19 protein-coding genes are annotated in these 21,956 nt (G+C 71.4%); 9 read left to right on the top strand and 10 right to left on the bottom strand.

Annotated elements, in window-relative coordinates; translation table 11 throughout:
* Window positions 1–45 precede the first annotated feature (45 nt).
* From MTP13_RS14490 to MTP13_RS14505, 4 genes are all read right to left on the bottom strand, one after another.
* The gene (locus MTP13_RS14490) at window positions 46–786 is read right to left on the bottom strand and encodes a type 1 glutamine amidotransferase (protein WP_243568405.1); all 741 of its coding nucleotides are present in this window, start codon (window positions 784–786) and stop codon (window positions 46–48) included.
* The gene (locus MTP13_RS14495; RefSeq protein WP_243568406.1) at window positions 783–2,039 is read right to left on the bottom strand and encodes a Mur ligase family protein; all 1,257 of its coding nucleotides are present in this window, start codon (window positions 2,037–2,039) and stop codon (window positions 783–785) included. The genes MTP13_RS14490 and MTP13_RS14495 overlap by 4 nt, the downstream gene beginning before the upstream one ends.
* Before the next feature lie 7 nt (window positions 2,040–2,046).
* Complete coding sequence (locus MTP13_RS14500; protein WP_243568407.1) at window positions 2,047–3,363, bottom strand: RNA polymerase sigma factor; 1,317 nt, start codon at window positions 3,361–3,363, stop codon at window positions 2,047–2,049.
* A 300-nt stretch (window positions 3,364–3,663) separates the two neighbouring features.
* Window positions 3,664–4,587, bottom strand: coding sequence for a proteasome assembly chaperone family protein (locus tag MTP13_RS14505; RefSeq protein WP_243568408.1), 924 nt, complete (start codon window positions 4,585–4,587; stop codon window positions 3,664–3,666).
* A gap of 95 nt (window positions 4,588–4,682) precedes the next feature.
* Between MTP13_RS14505 and MTP13_RS14510 the strand changes: the two genes are divergently transcribed.
* The 3 genes from MTP13_RS14510 to sucB all read left to right on the top strand — a co-directional run bounded on the left by MTP13_RS14510 (window position 4,683) and on the right by sucB (window position 9,205).
* Window positions 4,683–6,149 (top strand): leucyl aminopeptidase, encoded by a 1,467-nt coding sequence (locus MTP13_RS14510; RefSeq protein WP_243568409.1) that lies wholly within the window; start codon window positions 4,683–4,685, stop codon window positions 6,147–6,149.
* A 102-nt stretch (window positions 6,150–6,251) separates the two neighbouring features.
* The gene (lpdA, locus tag MTP13_RS14515; RefSeq protein WP_243568410.1) at window positions 6,252–7,625 is read left to right on the top strand and encodes a dihydrolipoyl dehydrogenase; all 1,374 of its coding nucleotides are present in this window, start codon (window positions 6,252–6,254) and stop codon (window positions 7,623–7,625) included.
* A 59-nt stretch (window positions 7,626–7,684) separates the two neighbouring features.
* The gene (sucB, locus tag MTP13_RS14520; RefSeq protein ID WP_243568411.1) at window positions 7,685–9,205 is read left to right on the top strand and encodes a 2-oxoglutarate dehydrogenase, E2 component, dihydrolipoamide succinyltransferase; all 1,521 of its coding nucleotides are present in this window, start codon (window positions 7,685–7,687) and stop codon (window positions 9,203–9,205) included.
* Here sucB and MTP13_RS14525 read toward each other — a convergent pair.
* Entirely contained in the window at window positions 9,202–10,908 is a 1,707-nt protein-coding gene (locus MTP13_RS14525; RefSeq protein ID WP_243568412.1) for a serine/threonine-protein kinase, read from the bottom strand. The two genes, sucB and MTP13_RS14525, sit on opposite strands and share 4 nt — an antisense overlap.
* Before the next feature lie 125 nt (window positions 10,909–11,033).
* Here MTP13_RS14525 and lipB point away from each other — a divergent pair, with 125 nt between their 5' ends.
* The 3 genes from lipB (at window position 11,034) to MTP13_RS14540 (ending at window position 13,466) form a co-directional block, all read left to right on the top strand.
* Window positions 11,034–11,669 carry a lipoyl(octanoyl) transferase LipB gene (lipB, locus tag MTP13_RS14530; RefSeq protein WP_243568413.1) on the top strand — a complete coding sequence of 212 codons (636 nt, stop codon included), beginning with the start codon at window positions 11,034–11,036 and terminating at the stop codon, window positions 11,667–11,669.
* Window positions 11,666–12,655: a lipoyl synthase gene (gene lipA, locus MTP13_RS14535; RefSeq protein ID WP_243568414.1), complete on the top strand. Its 990-nt coding sequence runs from the start codon at window positions 11,666–11,668 to the stop codon at window positions 12,653–12,655. Before lipB ends, lipA begins: the two co-directional genes overlap by 4 nt.
* A gap of 97 nt (window positions 12,656–12,752) precedes the next feature.
* The gene (locus MTP13_RS14540) at window positions 12,753–13,466 is read left to right on the top strand and encodes a DUF4191 domain-containing protein (RefSeq protein ID WP_243568415.1); all 714 of its coding nucleotides are present in this window, start codon (window positions 12,753–12,755) and stop codon (window positions 13,464–13,466) included.
* A gap of 100 nt (window positions 13,467–13,566) precedes the next feature.
* Here the strand turns inward: MTP13_RS14540 and MTP13_RS14545 are convergent, their stop codons facing one another.
* The gene (locus MTP13_RS14545; RefSeq protein WP_243568416.1) at window positions 13,567–14,004 is read right to left on the bottom strand and encodes an RDD family protein; all 438 of its coding nucleotides are present in this window, start codon (window positions 14,002–14,004) and stop codon (window positions 13,567–13,569) included.
* A gap of 148 nt (window positions 14,005–14,152) precedes the next feature.
* Here MTP13_RS14545 and glnA point away from each other — a divergent pair, with 148 nt between their 5' ends.
* Window positions 14,153–15,577: a type I glutamate--ammonia ligase gene (gene glnA, locus MTP13_RS14550; protein WP_243568417.1), complete on the top strand. Its 1,425-nt coding sequence runs from the start codon at window positions 14,153–14,155 to the stop codon at window positions 15,575–15,577.
* An 85-nt stretch (window positions 15,578–15,662) separates the two neighbouring features.
* Here glnA and MTP13_RS14555 read toward each other — a convergent pair whose 3' ends face one another.
* Window positions 15,663–16,040 (bottom strand): cupin domain-containing protein, encoded by a 378-nt coding sequence (locus tag MTP13_RS14555; protein ID WP_243568418.1) that lies wholly within the window; start codon window positions 16,038–16,040, stop codon window positions 15,663–15,665.
* Between the two features lie 141 nt (window positions 16,041–16,181).
* Between MTP13_RS14555 and MTP13_RS14560 the strand changes: the two genes are divergently transcribed.
* A complete protein-coding gene (locus MTP13_RS14560; protein ID WP_189086404.1) occupies window positions 16,182–16,358 on the top strand; it encodes a YegP family protein in 177 nt (58 codons plus the stop codon).
* A 65-nt stretch (window positions 16,359–16,423) separates the two neighbouring features.
* Here MTP13_RS14560 and MTP13_RS14565 read toward each other — a convergent pair whose 3' ends face one another.
* Together MTP13_RS14565 and MTP13_RS14570 are read right to left on the bottom strand one after the other, a co-directional pair.
* A complete protein-coding gene (locus MTP13_RS14565; protein ID WP_243568419.1) occupies window positions 16,424–19,450 on the bottom strand; it encodes a bifunctional [glutamine synthetase] adenylyltransferase/[glutamine synthetase]-adenylyl-L-tyrosine phosphorylase in 3,027 nt (1,008 codons plus the stop codon).
* 4 nt (window positions 19,451–19,454) lie between these two features.
* The gene (locus MTP13_RS14570) at window positions 19,455–20,792 is read right to left on the bottom strand and encodes a glutamine synthetase family protein (RefSeq protein WP_243568420.1); all 1,338 of its coding nucleotides are present in this window, start codon (window positions 20,790–20,792) and stop codon (window positions 19,455–19,457) included.
* Window positions 20,793–20,866: 74 nt separating this feature from the next.
* Between MTP13_RS14570 and panB the strand changes: the two genes are divergently transcribed.
* On the top strand, window positions 20,867–21,709 hold the full coding sequence (gene panB / locus MTP13_RS14575; protein WP_243568421.1) for a 3-methyl-2-oxobutanoate hydroxymethyltransferase: 843 nt from the start codon (window positions 20,867–20,869) through the stop codon (window positions 21,707–21,709).
* 51 nt (window positions 21,710–21,760) lie between these two features.
* On the opposite strand, the gene MTP13_RS14580 is transcribed toward panB, so the two are convergent.
* Window positions 21,761–21,946: an SPOR domain-containing protein gene (locus MTP13_RS14580; protein ID WP_189086408.1), complete on the bottom strand. Its 186-nt coding sequence runs from the start codon at window positions 21,944–21,946 to the stop codon at window positions 21,761–21,763.
* Window positions 21,947–21,956: the final 10 nt, after the last annotated feature.

Below are 21,956 nucleotides of genomic sequence, written 5' to 3' on the forward strand. Positions count from 1 at the left end.
CCGACTTCGCGAAACGCCCCGGCTCCGGCCGGGGCGTTTCGTCGTTCAGTCCGACGGCTCGAGGTCGATGCCCGAGGCGCGGAGCTGCGCGGCGCGGGCGGCTGCAGCGTAGGCGTCGACCGCCACAGCCTGCTCCCCGGGCGCGTAGCCGATGCCGCGGCGCTCGGCCATGATCCGCAGCAGTGCGTCGGCGAAGGCCGGGTTCTTCGCGAGCACGGGCCCGTGCAGATGGGTGCCGATCACGGAGCCCATGATGACGCCCTCCTGCCCGGAGTCGCGGCCGTTCCCCTCACCGGCGCGAAGTCGCCCGAGCGGCGAGGCCTCGGCGCCGACGTAGGCGCGGGCGTGGTTCTCGAAGCCGACGAGCTGGCCGAAGCGCGGCGTGGCGACGACGACGTCGCCGGTGACCCGCCCGTCGCGCGGCACGGCGCGTCCGGGCAGGATGCCGAGCCCCTCGAGCGAGCTGCCGTCCCGGTGCTCGACGCCCCAGCTGAGCAGCTCCCAGCCGGTGCCGACTCCGAGGATCGGGATGCCCTCGGTGCCCCAGCGGCGGAGCTCGTCGTGCATCGTGCGCAGCACGTCGCGGCTGCGCTCGAGCGAGGCGTCACTCCCTGAGCCGAGGACGATCGCGTCGATCTCGCTCGGCAGCTCCGCGGCGCGCTCGACGACGACGGTGCGAGCGGCGATGCCGGCCCACTCCGCCCGTGTCTCGAGCACCGTCGCGTTCTGCGCGTCGCCGTTCGTGTTCTGCGTGCCGGGCAGCAGGGAGACGATCGTGAAGGTCATTCCGCCTCCGTGAGTCCGAGATGGGCCCGAGTCCGGCGCATCGAGTCCGCGGTGAAGACGATCGTCTTCACCCCGTTCGCCGGCGCGGGGGCCGCCAGGAAGTCGTCGAGCGCCCGGCCGAGGTCCGGCTCGACGCGGTCGATCGCGACGCCGTCGTAGGCGAGCATGAGCGCCGCCTCGGCCGCCTTCGATCCGCTGACGATCGACACCCGGCCGAGCGAGGAGGCGTCGACCGGCCAGAAGTACGAGGGGTCGCGCACGTCCGAGCCGATCGCGAAGAGGATCTGCTCGGTGCCCACCGGGATCGCATCGATGTTCAGCTGATAGCTGGCGGGATTCTGCACGAGGACGAAGTCCACGTCCTGGTCGCGGATGCGGACCCGCTCGCCACGGCCGAACACCGGGGGGATGCTGGACAGCGCCGCCGACGCGGTCTCGGGCGAGAAGCGCTCGCCGAGCACCGCGCGCGCCGTCGCATAGGCGGCGGCTGCGTCGACCGCGTAGTGGATGCCTCGGGCCGGCAGCCCGATGGGGCGCTCGACCCCGCCGTCGAGCAGCACCGCGGACGCCCCGTCGACGCGCGCCACGACGACCCCGTCGGCCGGATCGAGGCGCGCCTCGCTCGTCTCGGTGTTGCCGAGGCCGCGCGGCGCGGCGGCGAGGACCTCGGCCGAGACGCCGAAGCGCCGCACCGCGACCCCGGGGGCGACCCGGGCGGCGAGTCGCTCGAGGTAGGCGTCGTCGGCGTTCAGCACGACGGCTTCGCCGGCGCGTGCGGCGATGCGCGCCAACATCCCGGCGACCATCTCCGAATCGTGGAAGCGGTCGATCTGGTCGACCATGACGTTCGTGAGCGCCACCACCCGCGCATCGACGCCCTGCATCACGAGCGCGCCGTGCCCCTCGTCCATCTCGAGCACGGCGACGTCGCCCGGCACCCGGCCACGCCAGTCCGCCTGCTCGAGGAGCGCGGAGGTGAGCCCCTGGCTGATGTTCGCGGTCGATGGGTTCGTGAAGATCGAGACCTCGTGGGCGCGGAGGATCGCGACGAGCATCTTCGTCGTCGTCGACTTGCCGCTCGAGCCGGACACCACCACGAGCCCCTGCGGGAAGCCCGACAGCGTGCGCTTGAGGTAGCCGGGCGCGATGCGGTTGACGATCAGCCCCGGGATCGCGGAGCCGCCGCCCGGCTTCCTCAGCCGGGCGGCGATCCGAACGAGCTTGCCGACGGCGATCGCCGGCGCGTAGCGCACCGCCGGCCTACTCGAGGTAGTCCCGCAGCGACTGCGAGCGCGACGGGTGCCGCAGCTTCGCCATCGTCTTCGACTCGATCTGGCGGATGCGCTCGCGCGTGACCCCGAAGGTGTCGCCGATCTGGTCGAGCGTCTTCGGCATGCCGTCGCCGAGGCCGAAGCGCATGCGGATGACGCCCGCCTCGCGCTCGCTCAGCGAGTCGAGCAGCGACTCGAGCTGCTTCTGCAGCATCGTGAAGCCCACCGCGTCGGCCGGCACGACCGCCTCGGTGTCCTCGATGAGGTCGCCGAACTCGCTGTCGCCGTCCTCGCCGAGCGGAGTGTGCAGCGAGATCGGCTCGCGGCCGTACTTCTGCACCTCGATGACCTTCTCAGGGGTCATGTCGAGCTCCTTCGAGAGCTCTTCCGGCGTGGGCTCGCGCCCCAGGTCCTGCAGCATCTGGCGCTGCACCCGGGCGAGCTTGTTGATGACCTCGACCATGTGCACCGGGATGCGGATGGTGCGCGCCTGGTCGGCCATGGCGCGGGTGATCGCCTGACGGATCCACCAGGTGGCGTAGGTCGAGAACTTGAAGCCCTTGGTGTAGTCGAACTTCTCGACCGCGCGGATGAGACCGAGGTTGCCCTCCTGGATCAGGTCCAGGAACTGCATGCCGCGGCCGGTGTAGCGCTTGGCGAGCGAGACGACGAGACGCAGGTTCGCGCCGAGCAGGTGGCTCTTCGCCCGCTGCCCGTCCTTCGCGACCCACTGCAGCTCACGACCGAGCTGCGAGCGCTTCTCGGCGTCGGACATGTGCGAGAGCTTCTCCTCGGCGAAGAGGCCTGCCTCGATGCGCATCGCGAGCTCGACCTCTTCGGCCGCGTTGAGCAGCGCGACCTTTCCGATCTGCTTCAGGTAGTCCTTGACCGGGTCGGCGGTGGCGCCGGTGATCGCCGCGGAGTAGACGGGGACCTCGTCCTCGTCGTCGGCCGCGCGCAGCACGAGCGCACCCGTGGGGTGCGGGTCGGCCGGGATCGGCTTGGCCTCCTCGTCGGCGTCGGCTTCGTCGCCGGCGGCCTCGGTCTCCTCGGTCTCGGCCTCGTCGACGACGGGCTCGTCGCCCTCGTCGAGCTCCTCGTCGTCATCGTCGCCCTTGCGCTTGCCCTTCGGCTTCGTCGCGGCCTTGGCCGTGGCGGTGCGAGGCGTCTTCGCGGCGGTCTTCGCCTTCGGCGCGGCCTTCGCCGTACCCGCCTTGGCGGTGGAGCGCTTCGTCCCGGCTGCGACCGGCTTCTCGGCGTTCGCCTCAGCCTCGGCCGTCGCAGTCTTCGTGGACTTGGTTGCCATAGGTGTTGACCCTCTCCTCGTCGGTGCGCTCGCGACACGACGACGGTGCTCGGCATGTTCGGCTGCCCGGTATTCTCGGACTCTGCCCGGTGTTTTCGGACACTACGAGGACCCATGTCAAGTCCGCAGCGAATGCGATCGAGATCGCCTCGGCCGACCAGAACGGGTCCTGCCTACAATTATACCAGCGAGCCGCCGGTTCTTCGCGCACTCGGCGCGATACGGCCGCGCGCGCCCTTCGAAGAGTGAGAACGCCTCGGCATCCGCCGCTATTCCGCGGCGCGCCGAGTCGGCGCCCGGTCACACCGGGTGCGGCGGCTCCTCGTCGGAGCGGCGGAAGGCCAGGAATTTCTCGAGCTCGGCGGCGATCTCATCGGCCGTCGGGACCTCGCCGTCCTCGTCGGTCAGCGGAGACCGCAGGCTCGTGCCGGCCATATACGCGTCGTAGCGGTGCTCGAGCGTCGTCACGAGCTTGGCGAGCTCGCCGTTCTCGGCGACCTGCTCGTCGATGCGGGCCACGAAGTCGCGTCCCTGCTCGCGAAGCACCTCGGTCGGGAAGATCAGCCCGGTGCCCGCGCTGATCGCCTCGAGCGCCGCGATGGCGGCGGCCGGGTACTCGGTGTCGCCCAGGTAGTGCGGAACCAACAGCACGAAGCCGGCGACGGGCAGCTCGCGCTCGTGCAGCCGGTACTCGACGAGGTGCAGCGCGTTCGCGGGGACCTGCGTCGTCGGCCGCCAGACCGACATGGTCTCGATCAGCTCGCTGCGGTTGCCGCTCACGGTGACACCGATCGGCCGCGTGTGCGGCACCGGCATCGGGATGGCGTTCAGCCAGCTGAAGGAGGCGACCTGATAGCGCTCGACGAGCTCGAGCACCGCTCGCGAGAAGCGCTCCCACTGGAAATCAGGCTCGAAGCCGGTGAGCAGGAGGAACGGCCGGCCGAGCTCGTCCTTCGCGAGGTCGAGGGCGAGCCGCGCGGGCCGGTACTCCGTGAGGTGATCGCCGTCGAAGACGATGATCGGGCGGCGCGCCCGGTAGTCGAGCAGCTCGTCGGCGTCGAACTCGGCGACGACCGTGATGTCGAGGGTCGAGCGCAGGTACTCCGTGGTCTGCGCGACCGCGCCGCCGGCATCGGCGAAGCCGGTGAGCCCGGCCACGAGCGGGAGGCCGAGCGGAACGTCGACCGCGGGGTTCGGCTCGTACAGGGATCGGGGGTCGCGCATGATTCCAGACTACTGAGACGCATCGGACCAGCCGCCGGCGCGGATGCCTCCCGCGAACGCTCACAGCGAACACCGCCCCGCGTAGCATCGATGGCATGCCCACTCCCACGATCTCGCTGTCCTCCTCCCCTGCCGTCGACGCCGCCGTCGACGTCGTCGTCCTCGCGTCGCGGAGCGATGACGACGGGGTCGCCCTCCTCGCCCCCGCCGGTTTCGAGTGGGCGGAGGCGCAGCTGCGCGCACTGGCGGCGAAGGGCGCGGCGGACGAGCTCGTCCGGCTCGCCGACCCGGCGGTCGAGGGCCGCGTCGTGGCCGTCGCCGGCACCGGACCCACGGCCGACGCGGCCGCACTCCGGCTCGCCGCGGGCAGCGCGCTGCGCCAGCTGAGCGAGGTGGAGTCGGTCGCGATCGGCATCCCCGCCGCTTCCGCGGCCGAGGCCGCGGCGCTCCTCGAAGGTGCTGTCCTCGGCGCGTACCGGTTCAACGAGTACCGCTCGAAGCCCAAGGCGCCCGTCGCCTCGATCACCCTGCACACCGGCTTCGACGACGAAGAGCTGGGCACCGAGCGGGTGCGCGCGGTCACCGAGGCGGTCGCCTCGACCCGCGACCTCGTGAACCTCTCGCCGTCCGAGCTGTTCCCCGCGAGCTTCGCCGAGCTCGCGGCCGAGGCGGCGCGCGCGGCCGGCGTCGACGTGCGGGTCTCCGCCGAGGACGAGCTCGAGGCCGGCGGTTTCGGCGGCATCCTCGGCGTCGGCCAGGGCTCGACCCGCGGGCCCCGGCTCGTCCGTCTCGAGTACGCGCCCGAGGGCGCGACCCGCTCGCTCGCCCTCGTCGGCAAGGGCATCACCTTCGACTCAGGCGGCCTGAGCCTGAAGCCCATGCAGTCCATGGTGGGCATGAAGGGCGACATGGCCGGGGCCGCCGCCGTGCTCAACGCGACGATCGCGCTCGCCCGGCTGAACGTGCCGATCCGGGTCACCGCGTGGCTGTGCCTCGCCGAGAACCTGCCGTCGGGCACCGCGATGCGGCCGAACGACGTGCTGCGCATCCGCGGCGGCAAGACCGTCGAGGTGCTCAACACGGATGCCGAGGGCCGGCTCGTGCTCGCCGACGGCATCGTCGCCGCGAGCGAGGAGCAGCCCGACGCGATCGTGGACGTGGCCACGCTGACGGGTGCGCAGATGGTCGCGCTCGGCGGACGGATCACCGGTCTGATGGGCGAGGACGGGCTCGTGGAGCGCGTGCGCGACGCCGCGGCCGCCGTCGACGAGTCGGTCTGGCCGATGCCGCTGCCCGCCCACCTCCTCCCCCTCCTGAAGTCCGACGTCGCCGATCTCACGAACACCAAGCTCGGCGGCATCGTCCCGGGCATGCTCCTCGCGGGTGTGTTCCTCCAGGAGTTCGTCGGCGAACACGACGGCGCGAAGATCCCGTGGGCGCACCTCGACATCGCCGGCCCGGCGGACAACGGCGGCGCGGCCTGGGGATTCACGAGCGGCGGACCGACCGGCATCGCTGTGCGCACCCTCGTCCGCCTTGGCGAGGAGCTCGCCGCGGGGTAGTAAGGTCGAACCGGGGCGAAAACACTCGCCCCGGTCACCCGCTCCGGGCACGAACCCGGTGCGGTCCGTGTCGCAGATCTGATGCGCGAGGGAGATACCGGTTTGTCCGAGCAGAACTTTGACATCGTCGTCCTGGGCGGCGGGAGCGCCGGGTACGCGGCGGCCATCCGAGCGGTCGAGCTCGGCATGACTGCCGTCGTCATCGAGAAGGACAAGCTCGGTGGCACCTGTCTGCACCGCGGCTGCATCCCGACGAAGGCGCTGCTCCACGCCGCCGAGGTCGCCGAGTCCGCCAAGGACGCGGCGAAGTACGGCGTCAAGACCGCGTTCGAGGGCATCGACATGCCCGGCGTGACCGCCTACCGCGAGGGCATCGTCGCGAGCAAGTGGAAGGGCCTGCAGGGCCTTCTGAAGGCGCGCGGCATCCCCGTCGTCGAGGGCGAGGGCCGCCTGGTCTCGCCCAACACCGTCGAGGTCGCCGGCGAGCGCTACGTCGGCAAGAACGTCGTGCTGGCCACCGGCTCGTACTCCCGATCGCTGCCCGGCCTCGAGATCGGCGGCCGCGTGATCACGAGCGAGCAGGCGCTGCAGCTCGACTTCGTCCCTGGCAAGGTCGCCGTGCTCGGCGGCGGCGTCATCGGCGTCGAGTTCGCGAGCGTCTGGCGCTCCTTCGGCGCCGAGGTGACCGTCATCGAGGCGCTCCCCCACCTCGTGCCGAACGAGGAGGAGTCGATCTCGAAGCAGCTCGAGCGCGCCTTCAAGAAGCGCGGCATCGACTACTCGCTCGGCATCCGCTTCCAGAGCGTCACCCAGAACGAGTCGGGCGTCGTCGTGACGCTCGAGAACGGCACCACGATCGAGGCCGAGCTGCTGCTCGTCGCCGTCGGCCGCGGCCCCTCGACCCAGGGCCTCGGCTTCGAGGAGGTCGGCGTCCAGCTCGACCGCGGCTTCGTGCCCACGAACGAGCGCCTCCAGACGAACGTGCCCGGCGTCTACGCCATCGGCGACATCGTCCCCGGCCTGCAGCTCGCCCACCGCAGCTACCAGCAGGGCATCTTCGTCGCCGAGGAGATCGCGGGCCTCAACCCGATCATCGTCGAGGACGTGAACATCCCGAAGATCACGTACTGCGAGCCCGAGGTCGCCTCGGTCGGCTACACCGAGGCCAAGGCCGCGGAGAAGTTCGGCGCCGAGCAGGTCACGAGCTACGAGTACAACCTCGCCGGCAACGGCAAGAGCAGCATCCTCGGCACGAGCGGCTCGATCAAGGTCGTGCAGGTCAAGGAGGGCCCGATCGTCGGCGTCCACATGATCGGCGGCCGCGTCGGCGAGCTCATCGGCGAGGCCCAGCTGGCTGTGAACTGGGAGGCCTACCCGGAGGACATCGCGCCCTTCATCCACGCCCACCCCACCCAGAACGAAGCGTTCGGCGAGGCCGTGCTGAAGCTCGCCGGCAAGCCGCTGCACGCGATCTGACCCACCCGCTCCAAAATCGGACCACACAAGGCGTCCAACGCTGTGAAGGAGACAAGCGAATGAGCCAATCAGTCAGCCTCCCGGCACTCGGTGAGAGTGTCACGGAGGGGACGGTCACGCGCTGGCTGAAGGCCGTCGGCGACCGCGTGGAGGTGGACGAGCCTCTGCTCGAGGTCTCCACCGACAAGGTCGACACGGAGATCCCGTCGCCGGTCGCCGGCGTCATCGAGGCGATCCTCGTCCAGGAGGACGAGACCGTCGAGGTCGGCACCGCCCTCGTCACCATCGGCGACGGCTCGGCCGCCGCCGAGGAGTCCGCGGCCCCGGCCGCCGAGGCTCCCGCGGCTGAAGCGCCCGCTGCTCCGGCTGCCGAGGCTCCGGCGGCTCCGGCTGCTGAGGCACCCGCGGCCCCGGCCGCTCCGGCCCCCGCCGCCGAGGCGCCTGCCGCACCGGCCCCGGCCGCTCCGGCTGCTGAGGCCCCGGCTGCTGAGGCGCCTGCCGCACCGGCTCCGGCTGCTCCGGCTCCGGCCGCTGAGGCGCCCGCTGCTCCGGCTCCGGCTCCGGCTGTCGCGCCGGCTCCGGCCGCTGAGGCGCCCGCTGCTCCGGCTCCTGCTGCACCGGCTCCTGCTCCTGCTGCTGCTCCGGCACCGGCAGCGGCTCCGGCCGCCGGCGGTTCGCACGCGGGCCCCAGCGGCTACGTGACGCCGATCGTCCGCAAGCTCGCGAGCGAGCAGGGCGTCGACCTCGCCAACGTCACCGGCACCGGCGTCGGCGGCCGCATCCGCAAGCAGGACGTGCTGCAGGCGCAGGGCGCCCCCGCTGGCGCTGCCGCTGCGCCGGCCCGCACGCCGCTCGAGACCTCGCCGCTGCGCGGCACCACGCAGGCGATGACCCGCCTGCGCAAGGTCGTCGCCGAGCGCGCCGTCGTCTCGATGCAGTCGACCGCGCAGCTCACGACGGTGGTCGAGGTGGACGTGACCAAGGTCGCGAAGCTGCGCGACCGCGTCAAGGGCGAGTTCCTGCAGAAGACCGGCAACAAGCTCTCGTTCCTGCCGTTCTTCGCGATGGCCGCGGCCGAGGCGCTCCGCGCCTACCCGATCATCAACTCGACCGTCGAGGGCGACTCGATCGTCTACCCGGCGCAGGAGAACATGAGCATCGCGGTCGACACCGAGCGCGGCCTGCTCACCCCGGTGGTCCGCGACGCGGGCGAGCTCGACCTCGCCGGCCTGGCCGCGCAGATCGCCGACCTCGCCGAGCGCACGCGCAACAACCAGCTGAAGCCCGACGAGCTCTCCGGCGGTACCTTCACGCTGACCAACACGGGTTCGCGCGGCGCGCTGTTCGACACCCCGGTCGTCTTCCTGCCACAGACCGCGATCCTCGGCACGGGCACCGTGGTGAAGCGCGCGGTCGTCGTCTCGCAGGACGGCTCGGACGCCATCGCGGTCCGCTCGATGGTGTACCTCGCGCTGTCGTACGACCACCGCATCATCGACGGCGCCGACGCGGCCCGCTTCCTCACCGCGGTGAAGGAGCGGCTCGAGGAGGGCGCGTTCGAGGCCGACCTCGGCATCTAGTCGAAGATCTCCCGCAGACGCCAACCGGCCTCGCTCCGAATCATGAGGAGCGAGGCCGGTTCGCGTTCGGCGCCCGTGACCGGCACCTCGAGCAGCACCGCGCCGCCCATGGTGCCGACGACGACCACGGCATCGAGGTCGTAGGGCACCTGCTCGACCGGGCGCTCGCCCGCCAGCTCCGCCAGATCACTGCGCTCAAGTGCGGATCCCGGCTGCACGACCTGGCCGAGGCACTGGCGGTCGGCGGCGGCGAGGCAGGAGGCACGATCCGCGAGCAGCTCTGCAGCCGCGGCGACGAGCGCGTCGGGCTCGTCGAGCGGTGCCGCGTCGGCCTCGAGCGGCTCCGCTCCGGCCTCCGCTCGATCCTCCTCGGGCGTCGACGTGGTGGGAACGGGCGACGGCGCGTCTTCGGCGGCCCCGAACGGTGAGCCCGGGCCGCGCTCGACGGACTCGCCGCGCTCGGGCGGCACGAGCGTGAGCAGGAGCACGGACGCTGCGGCCGCGACGAGTGCGCCCACCACGATCGTGCTGCGCCGACGGGCGAGCCGGTCGCCCAGCCAGCTGCGCCAGCGTCCGGTGCGCAGCAGCTCGAGCACGGGCGTCTCGGCGGCGAGGAGCTCCCCCAGCCCGCCGCTCCGGTCGCCAGCCTCGTCGCGCTCGCGCGCACGCGGCTTCGAACGCACCCGTTCCGCGCTCGCTGAGGTGCTCGAGGACGGCGGCTCGTGCACCGGCTCGAGCGTGCCGTTCCCGTGCAACGGCGGTCGCCGCACGGGCGCCCTGGCCGGACGGTCTTCGCCCGCGCCGATGACCGGGACCGCGGTCGCGACCTGGAACAGCGCGTGCTCCACGTCGAGCGCGAACGACTCGAACGGGCGAGCAGAGAGCCTGGCACGGGCGAGCTCGACGACGCGCTGCAGCGGCGGCGCGGGGTGCGTCGCCCCGGCGACCAGTTCGACGAGGCCGACGAGTGCCTCGTGCGCCCGCCGTTCGAGCGCGGTCCGTTCGGCCGAGGCGGGCCCGAGCCGCTGCAGTTGGCCGAGCCCGGTGATTCGGGGACGGCCGGCGGCGTCGAAACGCACGTCGGCCGCCGACAGCTGCGGGTGCGCGAACCCGCACCGCGCCAACTCGCGGACCGCGGCCGCGATCGGCGCGAGGACGGTCACCGCCTCGCCCGGCGCGAGGCGTCGTTCATCGAGCAGGTTCGACAGGCGACGACCGGTGACCGCCTCGACGACGAGGCACACCGTGCGCCCGGAGGTGAAGACGTCGGAGATCGCGGGAAGCGTGCCGCCGCCGAGCGCGTCGAGCGCCTCCAGCTCGATCGTGACGGTACCCTGATCGACCTGCTCGTCGTAGACCCGGAGCGCCATCGCCTGCTCGACGGGCTCGGGCCCAGCGAGCCCGGCGTCCGGTGAGGCAGCAAACTCCGGCCGCACGAGGAACACCTGCGCCCGAGCGCCCGCGCCGATGCGCCGGAGCAGGCGGTAGCCGCCGAGGCATCCGCCCGAGACGACCGCCTCGCCCGCCGGCGGCTCGCCGCTGGACGCGGCCCACGGCGAGCGAAGCGGCCGAATGCCTGGCTCGGCCGCGAGCGGCGCCGGCGCCGGCGCCGCTGCGGCGACGGTCGGGCCGCCGCTCCGCCGGTTGCCGGTGCGGCCACGAGCGCGCCGCCCGCGTCGAGTCTGCTGCGTCTGCTGTTCCATCCCCCGATGCTCGCCCGACGGATCGCCGCTCGATCGCCGGCGGTCGGCATCGGTGGACGGTGCCGCCGGCGGCGCGCCTGTGGACGAGCTCCCTCGTCGATGATGCGGTGTCTAGACTGATCCGTATGCTCGACTCTGTCGTCACGGGGCTAAGCGCCAACTCCGTGCCGTACGAAGAGGGACTCTCCCTCCAGCGCGCCGTCCATCAGGCGGTGGTCTCCGGAACCAACCCGGGCACCGTCATCCTCCTCGAACACGAAGCGGTCTACACCGCCGGCAAACGGACGAGTCCCGACGAGCGGCCGGTCGACGGCACGCCCGTCGTCGACGTCGACCGCGGCGGCAAGATCACCTGGCACGGTCCGGGTCAGCTGGTCGGCTACCCGATCCTGCGGCTGCCGGATCCCATCGACGTCGTCGGCTACGTCCGACGGCTCGAGGACGTGCTCATCGCCGTCCTCGCCGAGCTCGGCATCGCGGGGCGCCGGGTCGAGGGCCGTTCCGGCGTCTGGGTCGGCGACGGGGTCGACGAGAAGATCGCCGCCATCGGCATCCGCGTCGCGGACGGGGTGACCATGCACGGCTTCGCCCTCAACTGCTCGAACTCGCTCGAGCCGTACGAGAAGATCGTCGCGTGCGGCATCCGCGACGCCGGCGTCACGACCATCTCGCGCGTCCTCGGTCGCACGGTGCGCCCGATCGACGTCGTCGAGCCGGTGCTCCGTCACCTCGAGGCGGCCGAGGCGGCGATCGCCGCGTGAGCGCCGAACCACAGGGGCGCCGTCTGCTGCGCCTCGAAGTCCGCAACGCCCAGACGCCGATCGAACGGAAGCCCGAGTGGATCAAGACCCGGGCGAAGATGGGGCCCGAGTACCGCGCGCTGCAATCGCTCGTGAAGAGCGAGGAGCTGCACACCGTCTGCCAGGAGGCCGGCTGCCCGAACATCTACGAATGCTGGGAGGACCGCGAGGCCACCTTCCTCATCGGCGGCTCGCAGTGCACCAGGCGCTGCGACTTCTGCCAGATCGACACCGGCAAGCCCGCCGAGTTCGACGCCGACGAACCTCGCCGGGTCGCGGAGTCGGTGGTGCGCATGCAACTGCGCTATTCGACCGTCACCGGCGTCGCCCGTGACGACCTCCCCGACGGCGGCGCGTGGCTCTACGCGGAGACGATCCGCCAGATCCACGCGCAGTCCCCCGGCACCGGGGTCGAGATCCTCGTACCCGACTTCAACGGGGAGCCGGAGCTGCTGGGGCAGGTCTTCGACGCCCGGCCCGAGGTCTTCGCGCACAACGTCGAGACGGTGCCGCGCATCTTCAAGCGCATCCGCCCGGCGTTCCGCTACGAGCGCTCGCTCGACGTCCTCGCGCAGGGCCGCGAGGTGGGACTCATCACCAAGTCGAATCTGATCCTCGGGATGGGCGAGGAGCGGGCCGAAGTCTCCCAGGCGCTCCGCGACCTGCTGGACGCCGGTACCGACATCATCACGATCACGCAGTACCTCCGGCCGAGCCCGAGGCATCTGCCCGTGGCCAGGTGGGTGCGGCCCGAGGAGTTCCTCGAACTGAAGGCGGAAGCCGAGGAGCTCGGCTACCTCGGGGTGCTCGCCGGCCCGCTGGTGCGCTCCTCGTACCGCGCGGGACGCCTGTGGGCCCAGTCGATGCTGGCGAAGGGGCGCGAGCTCCCGCCGGGGCTCGCCCACCTCGCCGACGCGGAGCTCGGCTTCGCCCAGGCGGTCGGCTGAGCCCGGCCGCCCCGGTCCCGCCGCCCGGTTCGGCGGGGGTCGCACGCGGGCCGCGAACGCGGTCCGCAGCGGCCCCCGCCGCCGGTATCCTTGACGCATGGCACGCACCAAGGACTCCGCGTCCTCCCCCAAGGAGCCCGGCCGTCTGAAGCAGATGTGGCAGGTCTTCCAGATGACCCGCCGCTACGACTCGACCGCGCAGTGGCTCATGCTCCTCGGCTTCCTCGCCCCGATCGCGGTGACGCTCGGACTCGCGCTGTGGCTCAGCGAGGGCAACGGCTTCACCATCGCGCTCTGGGTCGTCGCGGGCGTGCTCGCCGGCCTCCTGATCGCCATGATCATCCTCGGCCGTCGCGCCGAGCGTGCGGCGTACTCGCAGATCGACGGTCAGCCGGGTGCGGTCGGCGCCGTGCTGCGCAGCGGTCTGCGCGGCGGCTGGGTCGGCAATGAGATGCCGGTCGCCGTGAACGGCCGCACGCAGGACGCCGTCTACCGCGCCGTCGGTCGCGGCGGTGTCGTGCTGATCAGCGAGGGCCCCGCCAGCCGCACCCAGCGCATGCTCGACGACGAGCAGCGCAAGGTCGCGCGGGTGCTGCCGACGGTCGACGTCACGCTCATCTCCGTCGGGCACGAGGACGGCGACGTCGAGCTGCACCGCCTCGCGGCGACGCTGCGCAAGCTCAAGAAGACGCTCACCAAGCCCGAGGTCATGGCGGTGTCGAACCGGTTGAACTCGCTGCAGAGCTCGCTGCCGATCCCGAAGGGCATCGACCCGCTGAAGGTGCGTCCGCAGCGCGGCAAGCTCCGCTGACTCCAGGGTCCCGATGACGTGAACGGGGCGGTCTCCTGCAGGAGACCGCCCCGTTCTGTTGTGCGAGGGTCGCGTCTGTCGTCGCGCGCGGATGCCTCGTTCAGCGGCTGCGGATGAGGACGGTGCCCGCGACCTTGTCGTGGAAGCCGCGCTGGTCGGAGTCCCACACGAGCGCGGGCACGATGATGGCGAGCAGCAGCGAACGGACGATCGGGCGCCGGATGCCGATCCAGCCGCCCTCGAGCGGGACGACCGCCATGCCGAGCAGGCGATGGCCGATGCTGCCGCCGATCGTGGGGATGAACACGATCTGCAGCACGACGAAGACGAGCGGCGTCACGAAGTTGTAGGCGACCGAGTCGTACGGGGTGAACAGCAGGGCGAGCAGCATCGCGCTCGCCCAGTCGATGAGGAGGGCGGCGATGCGCCGGCCGACCCGACCGACGGAACCGCGGCCCGATTCGGGGAGCCCGAGCCGCTCCCCCGGCCACTTGCTGGGCTGGAGATCTCCGAAGGTGGTCGGCTTCGCGTCGGGCATCCTTCGATCCTACCGAGCACCCAGCCGTGTAACATGCCGGAAACATTCACGTCATGGCCGGGAAACGGCCCGAGGATACCGTCAGTGACGGCTGCTGGCCGCCCCGGAGATTCCGGACTTCCCGCCCGCCCCCTTGGAGAGTCGTCGCATGTTCAGTGATTCGTCTGAAGTCCTCAAGTTCATCACGGAGACCGAGGTCAAGTTCCTCGACATCCGCTTCACCGACCTCCCGGGTGTGCAGCAGCACTTCAACATCCCGGCGTCGACGGTCGACGAGGACTTCTTCACCGTCGGCCAGCTCTTCGACGGCTCCTCGATCCGCGGCTTCGCGTCGATCCACGAGTCGGACATGCAGCTCATCCCCGACGTGTCGACGGCGTACATCGACCCGTTCCGCGCGGAGCGCACGCTCATCATGATCTTCGACATCTACAACCCGCGCACGGGCGAGATCTACGCGAAGGACCCGCGCCAGGTCGCGAAGAAGGCCGAGAAGTACCTCGCCTCGACCGGTATCGCCGACACCGCCTACTTCGCCCCCGAGGCCGAGTTCTACATCTTCGACGACGTCCGCTACGAGGTGAACCAGCACACGAGCTTCTACTCGATCGACTCCAGCGAGGGCGCCTGGAACTCGGGTCGCGTCGAAGAGGGCGGCAACCTCGCCAACAAGACCCCGTTCAAGGGCGGCTACTTCCCCGTCTCGCCGGTCGACCAGCACGCCGACCTGCGCGACGACATCTGCCTGAAGCTGATCGACGCGGGCCTCGAGCTCGAGCGCAGCCACCACGAGGTCGGCACCGCCGGCCAGGGCGAGATCAACTACAAGTTCGACACGATGGTCCACTCGGCGGACGACATCCTGAAGTTCAAGTACATCGTCAAGAACACCGCAAACGAGTGGGGCAAGACCGCGACGTTCATGCCGAAGCCCCTCTTCGGCGACAACGGCTCGGGCATGCACACCCACCAGTCGCTGTGGAGCGACGGCAAGCCGCTGTTCTACGACGAGGCCGGCTACGGCGGGCTCTCCGACCTGGCTCGCTGGTACATCGGCGGCATCCTGAAGCACGCCCCGGCGCTGCTCGCCTTCACGAACCCGACGGTGAACTCGTTCCACCGCCTGGTCCCGGGCTTCGAGGCCCCCGTGAACCTCGTCTACTCGGCGGGCAACCGCTCGGCGGCGATCCGCATCCCCATCACGGGCACCAACCCGAAGGCCAAGCGCATCGAGTTCCGCGCGCCGGACGCCTCGGGCAACCCGTACCTCGCCTTCGCGGCGCAGCTCATGGCCGGCATCGACGGCATCAAGAACCGCATCGAGCCGCACGAGCCGGTCGACAAGGACCTCTACGAGCTGCCGGCCGAGGAGGCCAAGACGATCCCGCAGGTGCCGGGCTCGCTCGACGCCGTGCTCGACGCGCTCGAGGCCGACCACGACTTCCTCCTCGAGGGCGGCGTGTTCACCAAGGAGCTCATCGAGACCTGGATCGACTACAAGCGCGAGAAGGAACTGAAGCCGCTGGCCCAGCGTCCGCACCCCTTCGAGTTCGAGCTGTACTACGGCGTCTGAGCCGCAGTTCGGCCGATCCGAACGCCCCGGGCAGCGTCAGCTGCCCGGGGCGTTCTCCGTGGGCTCCGCGCGTGCGCGACACTGCTCACGAGTCGGAGGTCGGGATCTCCCGCACCTCGGCCGTCCGCGCTCCCCCGGCGTCGCCCGTGTTCACGGTGCCCTTCGGCTCGATGAGGATCGCGTGCACCTCCTCGTCGGCCCGCGGGCAGTGCTCCACACCCTTCGGCACGACGAAGACGTCGTTCGGCCCCAGCACGACGTCCCGGTCGCGCAACTGGATGGTCAGTTCGCCCGCGACGACGAGGAACAGCTCGTCGGTCTCGGGATGGCTGTGCCAGACGAACTCGCCGAGGAGCTTCACCACCTTCACGTCGTAGTCGTTCACGCTCGTGAGGCGGTGCGGCTGCCATGGCTCGCCGACCGCGGCGAGGGCGGTCAGCACGTTGCGGACGTCGTCGGTCATCCCGCCATCGTAGGGCTGTGCGCGGGTGCAGAGGCGGATGCCCCGGCGCGCGCGTTTGCCCCCTTGTGCGCGTGACCGTCTGGACGCCACGATGTGAACGAGTCGGCGCACGCCGGCGCCCGTTTCGAGAAGGGGCCGAGAATGGCTGGGAAGTTCGAGCTCTACACCGACGCGCGAGGCGAATGGCGCTTCCGCCTGAAGGCCGGCAACGGCGAAACGATCGCGGTCTCCGAGGGTTACAGCTCGAAGTCGGCCGCACAGAACGGTATCGAGTCCGTCAAGAAGAACGCCCCGGACGCCCCGGTCGTCGAAGCCTGACCCACGACTCCGGAACCCCGCGCCGCCCCATGCCGCGCGGGGTTCCGGCCCGTCAGTCGAACGGTTCAGCGCGTGGGCTCGCGCCCCGGTTCGATGCCGTAGAAGTCGCGGTCGAACACGGCGTGCGAGCGCCGGGTGAGCTGCAGGTAGTCCTGCTCGAGCTGCGCCGCCGACCCGGGCGGGTAGCCCATCAGCCGGGCGACGCCCTCGAGCTGGGTGCGCTCGACGGGCAGCACGTCGGTGGTGCGGTCGAGCCAGAGGGTCAGCGCCGAGCGCGCCCGCGAGGCGAAGATCCAGGCCGCGCGCAGCGTCTCCGCGTCGTCGGCCGCCACCAGCCCGGCGTCGACGGCGGCCTGCAGGGCATCGAGGGTGGAGGTCGTGCGGAGCGCCGGCACCTCCGCGGCGTGCTGCAGCTGGATGAGTTGCACGAACCACTCGACGTCGCTCAGCGAGCCTCGGCCGAGCTTCAGGTGCCTCGCCGGATCGGCGTTCTGCGGCAGCCGCTCGTTCTCGACCCTGGCTTTGATGCGCTTCACCTCGCGCACGGCCTGCTCGGCGATCGAGGCCGGGTAGCGCACGCCGTCGGCGAGCTCGCGGAAGTCGTCGAGCAGCGCGGCATCCCCGGCCACGCCACGGGCGCGCAGCAGCGCCTGCGCCTCCCAGGTGAGCGACCAGCGCGCGTAGTAGGCGCGGTACGCCTCGAGCGAGCGCGCCATGACCCCGTTGCGCCCCTCTGGACGGAGATCCGCGTCGAGCTCGAACGGCAGGCGCGCGTCCTCGGTGAGCCGACCGAGCTCAGAGACGATGCGCAGCGCGACCCGGTGCGCGGCGTCGCCCTCGAGCGCGGCGGGGCGGTAGACGTAGATGACGTCGGCGTCGGAGGAGATGCCGAGCTCGCGCCCGCCGAAGCGGCCCATGCCGATCACCGCGAACTCGATGCCGTCGCCGTCGCCGTCGCCGCCATCGCCCCGCCTGATGGCCTCGACGGTCGTCGCGAGGTGGTTCTCGGTGACGTCGCTGAGCCCGTGGCCGAGCTCCTCGACGCCGCAGACGTCGAGGATGGCGGCCAGCGCGAGGCGCAGCACCTCCCGGCGGCGGATGGCCCGCAGCACCTTCGCGGCGGCCTCCGGCTCGCCGTGTCGCGCGAGGACCGCCGCGGACTCGTCGCGGAGGGCCGTGAGCGATCGCGGTCGCAGCTCGTCGAGGTCCTCGAGCCAGGCGACCGCCTCGGGGCTCCGCTCGAGCAGCTCGCCGACGAAACGGGATCCGGAGAGCACTCGCGTGAGCCGCAACGCCGCGTCGGAGGAGTCCCGCAGCAGCCGCAGGTACCAGTGGGTCGTGCCGAGGGTGTCGGAGAGGCGTCGGAAGGCCAGCATCCCGTAGTCGGGATCGGCGCCCTCGGCGAACCACGAGATGAGCACCGGCATCAGGTGCCGCTGGATCGTCGCGCGCCGCGAGACGCCGGCGGTGAGCGCCGCGATGTGCCCGAGTGCGCCCTTCGGATCGCGGAAGCCGATGGCGGCGAGCCGTGCCTCCGCCTGGGCGCTGGTGAGTTCGAGCCCGCTGGCCGGCAGCGCCGCGACGGCGGAGAGCAGCGGACGGTAGAAGAGCCGCTCGTGCAGGCCTCGCACCCGCTGCCGCGTCGCCTGCCACAGTGCCGTCAGCTCGGCCGCGTTGCGCGCCAGCCCGCTCGCTCGCGCGAGCACGCGCAGCTCCGACTCGTCGCGTGGCATGAGGTGCGTCCGGCGCAGCCGCGACAGCTGCAGGCGGTGCTCCAGCACCCGGAGCAAACGGTAGTCGTGGGCGAACTCCCCCGCCTCCTCGCGACCGACGTAGCCGCGGCTCGCGAGCGCGCCGAGTGCGGGCAGGGTGCCGCGCTGGTGGATCTCGTCGTCGCTCGCGCCGTGCACGAGCTGCAGCAGCTGCACCGTGAACTCGATGTCGCGGAGGCCGCCGGGTCCGAGCTTCAGCTGCACGTCCACCTCGTCGGCGGGAATGTGCCGGGTCACCCGCTCGCGCATCTGCTGCACCGACTCGACGAAGCCCTCGCGCCCCGAGCTCGCCCAGACCATCGGCGAGAGCGCGGCGAGGTACCTGGCGCCGAGCTCGGCGTCGCCGGCGAGCGGCCTCGCCTTCAGCAGCGCCTGGAATTCCCAGCTCTTCGCCCAGCGCTCGTAGTACTGCACGTGCGAGTCGAGGGTGCGGACGAGCGCGCCGTCCTTGCCCTCCGGGCGGAGGTTCGCGTCGACCTCCCAGAGCGGCGGCTCGACCCCGGCATCGTCGATGAGCCGGCTCGCGACGACGGCGAGGCGGGTCGCGATCTCGACCGCCAGCCCCTGGGAGACCCGCTCCTCGTCGGCGGACTCGGCGACGAAGATCACGTCGACGTCGCTCAGATAATTGAGCTCCCGCGCTCCGGCCTTGCCCATGCCGATGATGGCGAGGCGGGTGGCCGCCACCTCGTCGGCCGGATGCCGGCCTGGCGCGGCCGCGTCGCCCGGCCGTCGCCCGACCAGTCGGCGCGCCGCGACGAGGGCGGCGTCGAGCGCCGCCCCGGCGAGGTCGGCGAGGCCGGCCGCGATCGTGTCGACGGCCTCGATCGCGCTCGCCCGCGTGAGGTCGTAGACGCCGATCCCGGCGAGCAGGCGTCGGTAGCGGAGGCGGATGGCCCGGGCCGCCTGTTCCGGCTCGACCGGCCCGTCGCCGAGCTCGTCGAGCGCCGCGACGAGCACCGCGCGCGCCTCGTCTTCTCCGAGCGGCGGCTCCGGCTCGCGCTCGAGCAGCACGAGCTCGTCGGGATTGCGCAGGAAGAACTCCCCCAGGCCCCGGGAAGCGCCGAGCAGTCGAGCCGCACGCTCGGCGGACGCCGGACGTTCGAGCACGCGGCGAACCTCCGCCGGGGCGCGCTCGGCGAGGCGCTCGAGCGTGGCCAGCGCCTCGTCCGGATCGGCCGCCGCCGTGAGCGCCTCGAGCAGCTCGGGTACCCCGACCCCGCTCGCCTCCGCGAGCTGGGCGAGCCCGGCTCGGGCGCGCTCGAAGTCGTCGAAGCCGGCCCGGGCGAGCCCGCTGTACGGCGCCGCCTGCCGAGTCATCCGGTCAGAGGATCTCGAGATTGCGCGTGAGCTCGAACGGCGTCACCTGCGAGCGGTAGTCCTGCCACTCGGCGCGCTTGTTCGCGAGCACGTAGCGGAACACCTCCTCGCCCAGGGTGTCGGCGACGAGCTCCGAGCGCTCCATCTCCTCGATGGCGTGGTCGAGGCTCGCCGGCAGCGGGCTGTAGCCGAGAGCCCGCCGTTCGCGGTCGCTCAGCATCCAGACGTCGTCCTCGGCCTCGGGCGGGAGCTCGTAGCCCTCCTCGACGCCCTTGAGGCCGGCGGCGAGCAGCAGCGAGAACGCGAGGTACGGGTTCGCGGCCGAGTCGATCGCGCGGTACTCGACGCGCGCGCTCTGCCCCTTGTTCGGCTTGTAGAGCGGCACCCGCACGAGCGCCGAGCGGTTGTTGTGCCCCCAGCAGACGAAGCTGGGCGCCTCGCCGCCGCCCCAGAGCCGCTTGTACGAGTTCACGAACTGGTTCGTGACGGCGGAGATCTCGCCCGCATGACGCAGCAGCCCGGCGATGAACTGCCGCCCGATCTTCGAGAGCTGGTACTGCGCACCGGGCTCGTAGAACGCGTTCTGATCGCCCTCGAACAGCGAGAGGTGGGTGTGCATGCCGCTGCCCGGGAACTCCGAGAACGGCTTCGGCATGAACGTCGCGTACACGCCCTGCTCGATCGCCACCTCCTTCACGACCGTGCGGAACGTCATGATGTTGTCGGCGGTCGTGAGCGCATCGGCGTAGCGCAGGTCGATCTCGTTCTGGCCCGGGCCCGACTCGTGGTGGCTGAACTCGACCGAGATGCCGAGGTCTTCGAGCATGCGCACCGAACGGCGGCGGAAGTCGTGCGCGGTGCCGCCGGGCACGTTGTCGAAGTAGCCGGCGGAGTCGACCGGCTGCGGGCCCTCCGGGCCGTACTTCGACGACTTCAGCAAATAGAACTCGATCTCGGGGTGCGTGTAGAACGTGAAGCCGCGGTCGGCCGCGTGCGCGAGGGTGCGCTTCAGCACGTTGCGCGGGTCGGACACCGCCGGCTCGCCGTCGGGCGTCGTGATGTCGCAGAACATGCGCCCGGTCGGGTCGACATCGCCGCGCCAGGGCAGCGTCTGGAACGTCGACGGGTCGGGGTACGCGAGCAGGTCGGACTCGTACGTGCGGCTCAGTCCCTCGATCGCCGAACCGTCGAAGCCGATGCCCTCGGTGAACGCGCCCTCGACCTCGGCGGGGGCGATCGCGACCGATTTCAGGGTGCCCACGACATCGGTGAACCACAGCCTGATGAACTTGACCCCACGTTCTTCGATGGTCCGGAGAACGAAGTCGCGCTGCTTATCCATCCACACCCTTTCTCGCGCTTCTCAGCGTACTGGGTCGGGCCGGGCGGGACCTGCGGCTGTGCCAGACTGACGGCATGTCAGAGCAGAACCCGTACGGCGGGGCTTCGGCCTCGGACGGACCCAAGCGCGTACGTACCCGGCACTTCCAGAACGCCAAGCGCGACGGCATCAAGATCACGGGCCTCACGAGCTACGACCAGCTCACGGCCCGCATCTTCGACGAGGCGGGCATCGACTTCCTGCTCGTGGGCGACTCGGCCGGCAACAACGTGCTCGGCTACGAGACCACCCTTCCGGTCACGGTCGACGAACTGATCCCGCTGACCCGTGCCGTCGCCGGCGCCGTGCAGCGCGCCTTCGTCGTCGCCGACATGCCCTTCGGCTCCTACGAGAACGGGGCCGAGGAGGCGCTGCACACGGCCGTCCGCTTCATGAAGGAGACCGGGGCGCACGCGGTCAAGCTCGAGGGCGGCGAACGCAGCCACAAGCAGATCCGCCGCATCGTGCAGTCCGGCATCCCGGTCATGGCCCACATCGGCTACACGCCGCAGAGCGAGCACGGCCTCGGCGGGCACATCATCCAGGGCCGGGGCGAGGGGCTCGAACAGCTGCTCGCGGACGCCGTCGCGGTGCAGGAGGCCGGCGCCTTCGCCGTCGTCCTCGAGATGGTCCCCGCCGACGCGGCGCGTCAGATCACGGAGCGCCTCGACATCCCGACCATCAGCGTCGGCGCCGGCCCGCACACCGACGGCCAGCTGCTCGTCTGGACCGACTGGGCGGGTCTCACCCCGGGCCGGATCCCGAAGTTCGTCAAGCAGTACGCCGACCTCGCCGGCGTCCTCGGCGCGGCCGCGAAGGCGTGGCAGGCGGATGTCTCGGCCGGTGTCTACCCCGGCCCCGAGCACTCGTACGAGTAGCCGGCCACGATGATCGAGGGGCGGGCGCTTCGGCGCCCGCCCCTCGTCGTCTCAGTCCTCCGCGGCGTCCTCCGCGGCCCACTTCTCGCTGTTCGCGCGAAGCTTCTCGAGCGCGTGCTCGGCCTCCTCGCGGGTGTCGAACGGGCCGACGCGATCCGCCGACTGCGAGACGAAGCCCTGCTCGACCTCGCCCGTGCGCATGTTGTACCAGAACCGGTGCTCGATGTCCTCCGTCATAGGCTGATCC

Origin of the sequence: Agromyces soli (assembly GCF_022811605.1) — a bacterium.
In the GTDB taxonomy this organism is placed as follows: Bacteria; Actinomycetota; Actinomycetes; order Actinomycetales; family Microbacteriaceae; genus Agromyces; species Agromyces soli.

Bases quoted from the DNA above. Each gene is read 5' to 3' on its own strand.
- MTP13_RS14565 (WP_243568419.1), bottom strand. From the start codon at position 19,450: ATGACTCGGCAGGCGGCGCCGTACAGCGGGCTCGCCCGGGCCGGCTTC.
- MTP13_RS14545 (WP_243568416.1), bottom strand. From the start codon at position 14,004: ATGCCCGACGCGAAGCCGACCACCTTCGGAGATCTCCAGCCCAGCAAG.
- MTP13_RS14540 (WP_243568415.1), top strand. From the start codon at position 12,753: ATGGCACGCACCAAGGACTCCGCGTCCTCCCCCAAGGAGCCCGGCCGT.
- MTP13_RS14505 (WP_243568408.1), bottom strand. From the start codon at position 4,587: ATGCGCGACCCCCGATCCCTGTACGAGCCGAACCCCGCGGTCGACGTT.
- MTP13_RS14510 (WP_243568409.1), top strand. From the start codon at position 4,683: ATGCCCACTCCCACGATCTCGCTGTCCTCCTCCCCTGCCGTCGACGCC.
- MTP13_RS14570 (WP_243568420.1), bottom strand. From the start codon at position 20,792: ATGGATAAGCAGCGCGACTTCGTTCTCCGGACCATCGAAGAACGTGGG.
- glnA (WP_243568417.1), top strand. From the start codon at position 14,153: ATGTTCAGTGATTCGTCTGAAGTCCTCAAGTTCATCACGGAGACCGAG.
- MTP13_RS14580 (WP_189086408.1), bottom strand. From the start codon at position 21,946: ATGACGGAGGACATCGAGCACCGGTTCTGGTACAACATGCGCACGGGC.
- MTP13_RS14560 (WP_189086404.1), top strand. From the start codon at position 16,182: ATGGCTGGGAAGTTCGAGCTCTACACCGACGCGCGAGGCGAATGGCGC.
- MTP13_RS14555 (WP_243568418.1), bottom strand. From the start codon at position 16,040: ATGACCGACGACGTCCGCAACGTGCTGACCGCCCTCGCCGCGGTCGGC.
- MTP13_RS14500 (WP_243568407.1), bottom strand. From the start codon at position 3,363: ATGGCAACCAAGTCCACGAAGACTGCGACGGCCGAGGCTGAGGCGAAC.
- MTP13_RS14490 (WP_243568405.1), bottom strand. From the start codon at position 786: ATGACCTTCACGATCGTCTCCCTGCTGCCCGGCACGCAGAACACGAAC.
- sucB (WP_243568411.1), top strand. From the start codon at position 7,685: ATGAGCCAATCAGTCAGCCTCCCGGCACTCGGTGAGAGTGTCACGGAG.
- lipB (WP_243568413.1), top strand. From the start codon at position 11,034: ATGCTCGACTCTGTCGTCACGGGGCTAAGCGCCAACTCCGTGCCGTAC.
- panB (WP_243568421.1), top strand. From the start codon at position 20,867: ATGTCAGAGCAGAACCCGTACGGCGGGGCTTCGGCCTCGGACGGACCC.
- MTP13_RS14525 (WP_243568412.1), bottom strand. From the start codon at position 10,908: ATGGAACAGCAGACGCAGCAGACTCGACGCGGGCGGCGCGCTCGTGGC.